The following is an 11,881-nucleotide window of genomic DNA, read 5'->3' on the forward strand; positions in this document are numbered from 1 at the left end:
ATCATCAATTAAATGTGTTTGGTATAAGGTGCGCCTTCACCATTGAGGTTAAAGTCGGTGTTAAAGCCTGCTTCGTGTTCAGACACACCCGGCTCACACATTTGGTTATTAACAGTATTAACCGTAATACTTTTTTGCGAAATAAGTGATAAAGGTGTACTTGCTGTATCGCCATCAATAAGTCCAACCGTTACCGTATTTGAGCTGTCTATTGTTGTAGGTGCTTTAATGGCAAGTACTTCTCCAAAGCCGCTTTTTGCGGTTAAGCTTTTCGTAAATGAAACTTCATCGTTAAGTGTCCAATCAAAAGTATATTCGCCGCTTAACTCTGCGTTTAGTAAAGCCGGCTGGACTTCTACACCACTGACCACACAGATTGGAACGTCCTTGTTACCTGAAGAAGCGCCTAACTCGTTTTTATCGTCGTTTGTTATTGCAAGACTAAAAGCACCTGTCACTGTAAGTATGGCGCTTGCTGAAGCTTCGGGGTTATCAACACTTGTGGCTGTAATAGTCGTTTCACCGGTACTTTTAGCACTAATAAGGCCATTTTCATCAATGGTTGCAATATCTTCATCTGCAATTGAGTAAACAAGTGCGGGGTTACACGCGTAACTTGGTATTGCTGATGCGAATACATTTGCTTGAGCACCTGCAGAGATCTCTATTGGTGAAACAGTTACTTCAGATACAGGGTCATCAATTGCATTGATCGTTAATTGCAATGTACGGCTAGGTAGTGCCTCCCCGGGTATGCGATTTGCGCCATTATCAATAGAATAGGTAATGTTATAAATAACTTGGCTTGGAAAATCCAAATTCCCATCCGCAATGGGATTACCATCACTGTCTAATGCGCCTCTTACATCGGTTTGGTCGCATTGTCTTAATGCCGCCGAAAACGCATCGGTATTCACCACTAATTTAGTGCTATCACTTGATTGGGTAAATGGTGAAACTTTATGTGAGGCAATGGTGTTTGCGTCTGCTTGTGGAGTAATAAAGTTATTATTAGCAGTAAACTCTAAACCACTTATGTTTATAGTCCCGCCAAAATCAGATGCGGGCGTACCGTCGATTGTAACGCCTTGTAGTAAGTCAATTTCTTGAACTCCGGACTCTTCATCAAATGTGCTCGTGATCACTGCAGCATCGACTACAAGTGCTGAATCAGATTTAAACTGCGGGTCGTAACCTTCATCTGTTCCACCACACCCTGTTAATATTGAAAAAATTACACTGCTGATTGCTGTTTTTATTAGTAAGTTGTGTTTCATCTTACTCTCCCAAATAGGTAGTGCAGCACACTAGTGTATGCTGCTTAATAGGTTTCAATTAAAATGTACCGCGAAGACCAACACGGAACTGACGACCTGTTTTCCAAACTGATGCTGTACGCGAAGTAGTTACACTGCCATCTTCAATTGCATTACCTTCATCCATTACAACTTCTTGCGAGTTAGCTTCAAACGCATTACGCGTAAATGAACTGGTGTAATAAATTCGGTTAGTTTCATCAGTTAAGTTAAGTGCCTGAAAAGTTATGCTAAAGTTTTTATTAATTTTATAACTTGAGCTAAAGTCCAAACGATGGGTTGCTTCTTGCCATGTAGCACCGCCAACTAAACCTCGGTTAACTAATTGCTCCCCGGTATAGCGACTCGCTAAACGTAATTGAATCCCTTTTCGTTCCCAATACAGTGTTGTATTTAGGGAATGCTTTGGAGTGTAAGGTTGTGGTAGTGGTTTTAAAAATATATCGGTATTACCTACCTGCTGACGATCAGATTCTGAATCTTGGAAGGTATAGTTCATGTTTAAACCTAAGCCACCCCAATAACTTGGTAAAAAGTCATAGTTTTGGTTGTAACCTAGTTCTACACCTTTAATATCTGCGCCTTTGCCATTAGTTACTGTGGTAACGTTTACGACGTCACATTCAATGCGCCATTGGTCAAAAAAGCCCGCAACTTGCCTAAGTGGCATACAATCTTCTTCGCCACCTGGAGCTCTATTTTCATCGTAATCAAGTAATAAATCGGCTGTTTGTAAATCGTATTCAGTTCTAACGTCTTTGTAGTGATACGGAACAACAACCGTTTCTTCAAAGTCTTTCATATCTTTGTAAAAGAACGCTACCGACAGCAAGCCTGAATCGCTAAAGTACCACTCATAAGAGAAATCGAGATTGGTTGATTTAAGCGGTTTTAAATTTGCATTCCCTGCTGAGCCATTAGCAGAGTCCCATTGTTGCTCGAATATTTGTGTACGTGGGTTCAATGAATCAAAACGAGGACGGGTCATGGTTCTGCTAATTGCAAAACGTGCAATCATTTCGTCGTTAACTGCATAATTTAAGTTTAAGCTAGGTAAATAAGCGTCATGTCCGCCTTTTTTTGTTACCCATGCAATACGGTCTTGAACTTCACGTCCGCTACCTTGTGTTCCTGTAAATGAGGTTGTTCTGTCTAAAAATGGCCAAATTTGTCCGTTACTTGCAAAGTGTGCCCATGCATTAGCAGACGTTGGAACTAAATTTCCGTTGCTGTCATAAATTAAAGAAGGTAATGCATTGTTAGCTACAATATTGCCCTTTTCATCTACAAACACCTGCTGATTTACACCTAGTCCGGTGTTGCCATCAGCCCCAGGAATTACAAACTGACCCGTTTGCGGATCAATAGGGAAAGTAGCTGGATTTGAGCGGTTATACGCATGAGTAATTTGCCATGCCCAACAGTTTTGTAGCTCAGCATCGTTTGCTGGTGTGTAACGATGATCAGGCTGCCCCGTGTCAGATACCCCCATAACAGCTTCCGGGCAGGCATCTAAATTTGTATTTGCTAAACCACGCTCAACTAACAAATTGTACGCATCAACCATTTGTGGAAAACGCGTATAGTTAATACCGCCAACGCCTGTTGCTGTTGTGTCATCTTTCACATAGCGTAGGCCAAGGTTACCAGTTAAACGGCCATCCATAAGTTCAAAATTTGTTTTAAAATAAGCAGCCTTTGTTTCGGTTTCAATATTACGACTGCCTGTAATGGTTTCACGTATACCTACTTCGCCCGCATCTTTACCTGATACAATTTCAAGCGCTTTTTCTGCGTCCAGTAGTGGCCACCCATTAAAAAACTGTGCAGAGCGATCTGATTGAATATCTTCACCAAAATTATCGTAAGGATAGGCGCTATCAGCGACTATATCGGCTAAACGAATTGTACCAAGCCCACGTACTTCAAACGCTTGATCAGGGTCTTCTAAATCTATTAAATCACTGCCATTAGTAGTTGCTCTATTTTGAATAGAGACATCTTTTTTACGATTTGTCCACTTAACTCCAAACTCAAGCGATCTAATAAAGTCGCCATCAAGCGCATAGTCAAAATCAACAAAAAGCGACTTGTTTGTATCGGCTAATTTGTTTTTACGAAGCACTAAACTACCTAAGTGATTGTGCTGCATGTCATACGGATTAAAACGGCTGTATACCGCATTAGACGTACCATCAAAGGCATCAAACTCCCCCGGTGTAACACCTGTTAAGTAACTACATTCTCCATTAGCGTCGCAGTCGTAGCCAACCATTTCGTGACTGCCATCAGGCATTGATTCAACTATCTGACGACCTGCTGTGCCCCATGTAGCTGTACTGATAGAGATGAAACGATCTTTCTCATCATCGTCTGGTGTTTCATCTGTCGTTTTAGAAAAACCAGCGCGCACATTCATATTCAGTGCATCGGTCACTTGATAATCAATATCAAGTGACGCTACGTTTGTATCTATTTCACGTAGACCGTAAGAGCGAACAAAGTTACCACCTGTAGAGCGGCTACTTGATTGCTGTAAGGTATTGGTTGATAAATCAACCCCGTTTAATGCTGTATTGTCATCTCCTGGATGAATTAAAGGTGTAACGGGCCCCATGTTTAAACGCAGTCGCTGACTGTCGGTTAATACATCCTGCTCTGTATGGGTAATATCAAGCTGAATATCGAGTGAGTCTGTTGGGCGGTATTGAAACCCGGTCGATACTGATAGACGATCTCGTTGGTCATTATTTAATGTAAAGTCGATAACCTCACGCGCTAAAACAAATAAATCACCTTCATGCAATATTTGCGTTTCAGGGTCGTAATTATTAAGTGAACTCAGTGGGTTTAATAATGCTTCTCCATTTTCACCAAAAAGCTTATTTCCATCAGCATCACGTTGATTCCCAAGTATCCTGATTGCTTTGCCTGTAGCGGTGTCATGCGCTGTACGGCCCGTTGCATCATCTAAATCAACAATAGGAATTGCGCCGTTAGCCCAATCAGTATTGATACGATCTTGTCGTGTTTTTTGTGTATCTTTAGAGGCGGTTATAATAAAACCAAAGGTGTCGTCGAAGTATTTATCAGAAAAGCTAAAATTAATGCGTGAGTCATTTTCATCAGAAAATTCATTATAACGCCCCTCAACAGTAAAAGAACGTCGTGGTTTATTTAGATCTAAAGGCTTTACAGTACGTAAAACAACACTTGCACCAAGCGAACCTTCATCGTTATCAGCAGAAGATGTTTTAATTACATCAATAGATGACAATATATCTGACGAAAATGAGCTTAAATCAACACTGTTATCGTTAGTAGCGCCCGAACTAGAGCCATCGGTACTTAGCCCGCCGGTAAGTGCGACGCCATTCATTGATATTTGGTTCAAAGATGGTCCGGCACCACGTACTGATATGCGAGTCCCTTCACCGCCTTCTTCTTGAATACTCACCCCTGTGACTCTAGATAGTGCATCAGCAATATTTTGATCTGTGGATTTACCTACGTCTTCAGCATGAATTGAGTCACTTACATTGTCAGAAAAACGCTTTGCGTTTACCGCTTTTCGTAAGCTACTTTTGATTCCTTGAACCTCAATTATTTCGATATCTTTTTGAAGTTTTATTTTCTCTTTTTCTTCATCTTCTTGTGCAAAAGCAGATGATGAAATAAGCGAAGCGATAATAGCTGCAGAGACTGCTGATAACCTAAAGTTATGCTGCATTGTGTGCTCTCCTTTTTTCGGCATCGTGTGTCTCAATGCCAGTGTATGTTGATGTCGTCAGTTTTTTATTATTAGTTAAGTAATGCCGATAAAATAAATGAACGCTCTAGAACCCTAGTTTTATCTCAAAAACGGTGCTTAACTTACGATCAAGTTAAACATATGATGTTTACATTTACAAGCTGTTTACTTTGATTTTTACATTTTTGTTTCTTTTTTAAACGAGTAAATTTAAACTTATGTTTTTAAACAATTTAAATACATAATATTTAAGTGAAAATGGCACAGGTATTTTTATTTTTATACAAAACAAAAAAATGTCGTTCAAAAATGACCAGAATTGAGCAATTCAGGAAGAAATTTACGAGGGTTTATAATAGTAATTTATGCTCATTAGGGTATTTACAGCTATAAAATAGATGTAAAATAGATGTATTGCCCATAAATTTAAAGCTCTGACATACACTGCAATACACACAGTTTTAAATTAAGCGATTAGTTATCATGTAACTTAATTTCACTTACCGTATAAGGTTTCCCATGCCGAGTATTGGTAATGCCTGGACCTGTAAGCAAGTCAAAATTCGACATAAGCAAAGAGCCTTTATAATAAATAATATCGGCGGGTTGGTCTAATTCACCATTTTCTGAATTGTTATCGGGGTACGATGCAATAACCGTTACATTTTGATGTTTATCAATTTTTATAACTTGATTCGTTAGAAAACCTGCTGCGTATAAATTACCTTGAGGGTCAATCGTTAGGCCATCAGGTCCGCTTCCTTTTGGCAGCGTTGCGTAGGTACTTTGGCTAAGCAGATTGTTGTTTGCATCAAACGTTAATTTATAAATTAAGTCGTCACCTAGATTAGTCACAAACAAGTTGCCCTGTGAGTCAAACACTAAGCCATCAAGTCCAAATTTACGTTGCTTATTAGCTGTTTTAGCCAAAAACAATAAATGCGGATCATCTGTACTGTTAGTTACTAATATATTGCTATCTGTAGCCTTAAAACGATATATTCCGCTGAGAGTTTCTGCCTTGCTTTTACTTGGCACACGCAGTTGAGTTACGTAAATATAGCCATTTTGATAGCGCACACCATTTGGCGAACTCATACCTTTGGCAACGACTTGAGTGTTAATAACCGCGTTATTTTTTAAGGTAAGTTTAAGTAATCGACCTTTGCCAGCGCCTTGGTTATCTGCTACAAATAACGCACCATCGGGTGCATATGCAAGCCCCATAGGACGACCCTTTCCTTTATTATTTGGCCCCGATAACTGGGCTATTTTAGTAAACGTTTTGTCATTATTAATATTAACCAGCACCCCCGCTTGTAGCCCTTTATTGGCATAGTTAACGCACGATAAAGTAAGCTTTCCTGTAGGAGAAACAGCTAAAGCGTCTGGGGTTGGGCAATAATCAGGGAGTGATGCAAATAAACTCGTATTCTTTAGCATTGTATTAGACGTTTTAACAGACGCTAAAGATGCATTTACTTCCCCTTTATTTATGCTTTTATTATTGCTTTGAGTCGTGTGTGTACTGCAACCAAACACAGTAAATAAGCACACTAAACCCGCTAATTTACTTTTAAGATGAGTGATGTTATTTTTATGCATGATTGCTCCCTTTTGCTCTTAATTTTTTGCGAAAAAAGCAAGGCCTGTTGCCAAACCTTGCTTTTTTCCTCTCAAAGTTAACTCTGTTACCTTAAAGATTAGTTACTTTATCTACCCTAACCTTAGATGTACTTATTACTTCGCCATTACTGTAACGCACACTTACGCTATCTATTTTATTGCATTGACCTAAACCAAAATGCACCACGTTATCAAATGATTGTGTATAAGGTGCAGCATCAGGCGATACTCGCCTTGTTAGGGTTTTACCACAGCCTTTAAGTGTCGCTATAGCACCAATTGGGCTTGCATTATGCTTAAGTGAATTACTTACACGCAGTAATGCATAGTGATTATTGTGATTGGCTTGGTTACTAAATAAGTGCCACTGACCTCTGTCGTTATTCATAATAATATCGATCTGGCCGTCTAAGTTGTAATCAAGTACATTTGCGCCTGAGCCAATAGTACCTAAGGTGTTTGTTATTAATCCCGAATGAGGAGCTTGGCTAAATGTGTTCTCGCCATTATTTAAATACAGTATTTGCGATGTAGGCGTTACCAAGTTGCCTTGTTTAACAACAAACAAATCTTGGTAGCCGTTGTTGTTAAAATCTCCCACGCTTACGCCGGTCGTATTTAAATTTGTTTTAATGCCAGCTTTAGCACTCACATCGACAAATTTTCCACTTTCATTTTTAAGCAGTAAATCCGATGGTGCCACTGGCTTTTTATTTACCGTATAATGTTTAACACCAGTTACAACACCCGTTGTAGGTGAAAAGGTATTACCCGCCATACGCCATTTATCATTGCCTATATAACCAACATACAAACCTTTATTAGGTTGAGTGTCGGCCCAGCCTAGACCATTACTGCTAACAATATTGACGTTTTGACCACTGTGCCTTTCACCTTCAAATTTGTATTTATAGGCACCCTCTCCTACAAATACATCTTGATTTGGATAAGGTGATTGATAGTTAACTAAATTAAGCGTATCGCCAATAAGTAAGTCATCATATTTAAATGGTCCACGCTTGGTGTAAAAACCAAATGTGTGGCTTTTAGCATCAAAAAACGTATCGCCTGCTTGTAAAGGGTTAGCACGACTTATATATAAATCAAAGTCACCATCATTATCAAAATCGATTTCGCTAACACCCGTCGCATTGATTATTTTATTAGGTAAAACGCTGACGGTTACGTCACTAAAGGCAAAGTCACCATTTCCTTTTAGAACACGTAAAGCGCCGTCGCCGTAAATCACTAAATCGTCAATTTTATCGTTATTAAAGTCGGTAATAAGGACTTTTTGACCGTCTCGATTAGTTTTTGGTAAATCAGTTGCGTGGGTTATATTGCCAGTACCATCGTTCTTATAAATAAAATTACTGGTTTGTTTACCGCTATTAGCCTGCGGGAATCCCATTAGTAATAAATCTAAATGACCGTTGTTATTGGCATCAAAAAACTTACTCGTGCGCCCACGTAACGTTGGCAGTTTGGGTGAAAACTCACCGCCTTCAATTATTTCTCTTTTGTTAAAGTGAAATAACTTAGCATTACGCGCATTATCGCCAGAGCCACCACCACGTGAAAGCAAAATATCCATTTTGCCATCTTTGTCGTAATCGCCTACGCCAATACCGTGCATATCACCCACAATAAGATCGCGGCCTTTGTCGTAAACGCCTTTATTGTTCCAATACAAACGAATGGTATAACCATGATCCGTAAGTAATAAATCTGGGTAACCGTCTTGGTCTAAATCACTTATTAATGCGTTATCCCATTTACGGCGATTTTTGTTTTCTAATTTAATTGCTTGGTGTTGTTCAGTAAATAATGTGTTGCTAGTTGTTAGCTGAGCGCCCGCTAGGGCACTCGCTTGTTGACAACCTAGTAAACTTGCGCCCATGCATAAAAAAGAAACATGCCATACAATTGCTTTTACTTTCATAAAGCCTCCGTGAATTTGATAAGACTTACTTGGTCGTTTTAAATGTTTTATCGAATCGTGGCATAGCATCCAATCGCCAGTTCACACCTTCTGTCGTTTCATGGAACCAGCTAGGCTGTTGGTTATCCCAGCTCCATTTTTCCATTTCACGCACCATATCGGTTAACAGAGCCTTATTAGATTTACTTACATCGTGTTTTTCAGAAATATCATTTTCGATATTAAATAACTGCCATGGTTGCTGGTTAACTTTTAATGCTTTCCATTGGTTCATACGAATTGCAGCATCGCTGTAACCTTTACGGTGGCGAAGTGCATAAATAGGCTCATCTTTATGTGGGTTTTCATTCTTAATAAATGCAGGCCACATATTTGTACCATCTAAATGTTGGTTTCCTTCAACTTTAGCGCCCGCTAAAGCTGCAAATGTTGGGTATAAGTCAAGTGCCGATACAGGATGCGAAAAACGTTTGCCAGCTGGTACATGTTTAGGCCAATGAAACAACATAGGAACTCTAAAACCGCCTTCTTGTGTGCTGCCCTTACCTGCTGTAAGTGGGAAGTTATTAGCCCCTTTACTTAATTTTCCACCGTTATCGCTCATAAATACGATAAGCGTATTATCATACTGATTATTTTTTTTCAGGGTTTCTACTAGTTTACCTATACCGCGGTCAACAGCGTAAACCATACCTGCGTATGTTTTACGGTCTATATTTTTTATATCAGGAAACATCGCCATATCTTCGTCTTTAGCTTGCAATGGCACATGCGGTGCGTTGTAAGCTAAATATAAAAAGAATGGGTTTGTTTTATTCGCTGCTTTATCTACAAAGTTAACGGCTTCGCGCGAAAGTGCATCTGTAATATATTCAGTCTCCTTGACCTCTTTACCGTTATGTTCAAGCGGTGTTAGGTATTCAAAAATATTTTTTAAACCTTGCGCTTTTTGCTTTTCATACATTGGCTGATATTGGCTTGGAAAATAGTTATGGCCACCACCTAAAAAACCATAGTATTCATCAAAACCACGTTGATTAGGATGATACTGCGGTGCATCACCTAAATGCCATTTACCCAAAGCGCCAGTAAAGTAATTATTTTCGTTTAGTAATTTACTAATAAATTTAGCATCAGTAGGCACGCCTACATTTGAGCCGCGTGTAGGCAAGTTAAATTGCGAGCCAATTTTATGTGGATAACGACCAGTCATTAGTGCTGCTCGGCTTGGGCCACAAAACGGGTGCGCTACGTAAGCGTCTGAAAAAGAAGTACCCGATTTAGCAAGGTCATCAATATTCGGCGTTATAATATCTTTTGAACCATTAAAACCAACATCTGCATAACCTAGGTCATCTGCAACAATTAGAATAATATTGGGTTTTTGCTCACTTGCGTGTATACCTGCAGAGCCTATTAATAAAGCAAGCGATGATAAAGCGCTCAATAATTTTGTGTGTGTTTTCATAGTGCCAGTCTCAATTTTACTAATAAAAATAGCAGGCCAATTAAGGCCTACCAAAGGGCATTACTCGGCTATAAAAAAGCTTTCATGTGGTGATTAAATTTAGTTAATGACGGGTCTTCAATACGCTTGAGCTCTCCCGCCATTTTATGCACTAAATCAGTAAGCTGTTTTTTGTATTTAGGATTATCTATTTGGTTTGTGATTTCGTACGGATCATTTTTTAAGTCGTATAATTCATCACGGCTGTCGCCTGGATTCCATACAAATTTCATTTCAGGGGTACGTATAGCTCTAATACCAAACCACCCGCCGTTGTACCATTCGTACGCATAAAGGGCTAAGTCATCTTTACCTGCATCGGCACTATCGCCTTGTTTCATTAATGGTACGAGTGAACGTCCATCCTCGTCACCATCAAGAGGTAATGACATCCATTGGCGAAGTGTGGGTGCTATATCGAGCATAGATACTTGGCGGTTAATTATTTTAGGTTCGAGGTTTGGATCTCTAATGATGAGCGGCATACGCATTAATTCGTCATACGCGTAGGGCCCTTTGTCATAAAGGTTATGTTCGCCTAGCATACTGCCTTGGTCGCCGACTAAAATAATATGCAGGTCGTCATATAAACCTTCTTCTTTGGCGGTATTAATAAGTTCGCCAACTGCGTGGTCAATCATGGCAATGGCTCCATAGTAAAAACTATGCGCTTTGCGCCAATCGGTTTCAGTCATGTGGCTTACATCGTGCCAAGGCCACCAAATATCATCTTGCGCCATTGGTTTATGTTTACGTTCAATACCAAAATTGGGAGGAAGCTTTATATCTTTGTAATCGTACATACTAGCGTAAGGTTCAGGAACGCGGTACGGAGGATGCGGCTGTTCAAAGCTAACAATACCAAAAAACGGCTCGTCTGACTTAGCTGCTTTTTTAAGCATTAATTTGCCTTCATTTACTTCTTTAGCTGTTGCTGTGTCTGCGTATGTACCCTGAAGCGTTTTATAGTAATCGTGCTTTTCACCTTTTTCATCACGCTCTCCTGCATTCATTCTAGCTACACTTTTTTGTGTACCATAAGGCGTGAAAGGACGGCCGTTACGCTCTTCATTTTTATCGTGCCCCCACATAAAGTTAGCACCACGCAGTGCTGGGCCTTGTGCACCTAAGTGCCATTTACCTACATAACTTACGTCGTAGCCTACGCTGGTTGCACGTTTAATTACGCTGCCTTCACTAAGTGATAGCTCCGAAAGGCGAGAGTGATAAAGCCCTACGTTATCGTCAAGCCCCGTTTTATGTCCCCAACGCCCCGTAAACATAGCCGCGCGCGAAGGAGAGCATAGCCCCGTAGATGTCATCGCTTGATCAAAACGTGTGCCTTCGTTTGCTAATGCATCAATATTTGGTGTTGAAACTGGGCCGTTGCGATAAGAAAACGTATCAAAGCGCATATCATCAAACAGTAAAATAAGCACATTTGGCTTTTTGGTATTAGAGTTTTTCAGCTCTGTATCTTTTGCATATAAATTGGGAGCAAATAATGTGCAGCATCCTAACAGCATTACCATTTTTATTTTAAGTAAGTTCATGTGTGTGTCCTTTTAAACAACTAAAAGTTGCGACGTCAGTATTTTAACAATCAGTCCGTACTTCATCATACAAATTAATCTCAACAATATAAACATATGATGTTTATATTGGCAATAGATAAATTTAAGTTTGTCTAATATTTATACTTCGAATTGTAAGCGTCTAGCAAAATGCACCTGCAAGTA

6 protein-coding genes are annotated in these 11,881 nt (G+C 39.7%); all 6 read right to left on the reverse strand.

Annotation, left to right across the window (positions count from 1 at the left end):
• Positions 1-8: 8 nt before the first annotated feature.
• The 6 genes from B5G52_RS21330 to B5G52_RS21355 all read right to left on the reverse strand — a co-directional run bounded on the left by B5G52_RS21330 (position 9) and on the right by B5G52_RS21355 (position 11,695).
• Positions 9-1,277: an Ig-like domain-containing protein gene (locus tag B5G52_RS21330; protein ID WP_087534655.1), complete on the reverse strand. Its 1,269-nt coding sequence runs from the start codon at positions 1,275-1,277 to the stop codon at positions 9-11.
• A gap of 58 nt (positions 1,278-1,335) precedes the next feature.
• The gene (locus B5G52_RS21335; protein ID WP_087534656.1) at positions 1,336-5,046 is read right to left on the reverse strand and encodes a TonB-dependent receptor; all 3,711 of its coding nucleotides are present in this window, start codon (positions 5,044-5,046) and stop codon (positions 1,336-1,338) included.
• Between the two features lie 495 nt (positions 5,047-5,541).
• Positions 5,542-6,672, reverse strand: a complete 1,131-nt coding sequence (locus B5G52_RS21340) for an SMP-30/gluconolactonase/LRE family protein (RefSeq protein ID WP_087534657.1) — start codon at positions 6,670-6,672, stop codon at positions 5,542-5,544.
• A gap of 91 nt (positions 6,673-6,763) precedes the next feature.
• Positions 6,764-8,635 carry a CRTAC1 family protein gene (locus tag B5G52_RS21345; RefSeq protein ID WP_087534658.1) on the reverse strand — a complete coding sequence of 624 codons (1,872 nt, stop codon included), beginning with the start codon at positions 8,633-8,635 and terminating at the stop codon, positions 6,764-6,766.
• Between the two features lie 25 nt (positions 8,636-8,660).
• Positions 8,661-10,103, reverse strand: coding sequence for a sulfatase-like hydrolase/transferase (locus B5G52_RS21350; RefSeq protein WP_087534660.1), 1,443 nt, complete (start codon positions 10,101-10,103; stop codon positions 8,661-8,663).
• 68 nt (positions 10,104-10,171) lie between these two features.
• Positions 10,172-11,695 (reverse strand): sulfatase-like hydrolase/transferase, encoded by a 1,524-nt coding sequence (locus B5G52_RS21355; RefSeq protein WP_087534659.1) that lies wholly within the window; start codon positions 11,693-11,695, stop codon positions 10,172-10,174.
• Between the last annotated feature and the right edge of the window lie 186 nt (positions 11,696-11,881).

It is taken from the genome of Pseudoalteromonas sp. A601, from assembly GCF_002165575.1.
Taxonomy (GTDB): domain Bacteria; phylum Pseudomonadota; class Gammaproteobacteria; order Enterobacterales; family Alteromonadaceae; genus Pseudoalteromonas.

What these genes read in the sequence shown, in the direction of transcription:
- B5G52_RS21335 (WP_087534656.1), bottom strand. Translation starts at nt 5,046, where the DNA reads ATGCAGCATAACTTTAGGTTATCAGCAGTCTCTGCAGCTATTATCGCT.
- B5G52_RS21340 (WP_087534657.1), bottom strand. Translation starts at nt 6,672, where the DNA reads ATGCATAAAAATAACATCACTCATCTTAAAAGTAAATTAGCGGGTTTA.
- B5G52_RS21355 (WP_087534659.1), bottom strand. Translation starts at nt 11,695, where the DNA reads ATGAACTTACTTAAAATAAAAATGGTAATGCTGTTAGGATGCTGCACA.
- B5G52_RS21350 (WP_087534660.1), bottom strand. Translation starts at nt 10,103, where the DNA reads ATGAAAACACACACAAAATTATTGAGCGCTTTATCATCGCTTGCTTTA.
- B5G52_RS21345 (WP_087534658.1), bottom strand. Translation starts at nt 8,635, where the DNA reads ATGAAAGTAAAAGCAATTGTATGGCATGTTTCTTTTTTATGCATGGGC.
- B5G52_RS21330 (WP_087534655.1), bottom strand. Translation starts at nt 1,277, where the DNA reads ATGAAACACAACTTACTAATAAAAACAGCAATCAGCAGTGTAATTTTT.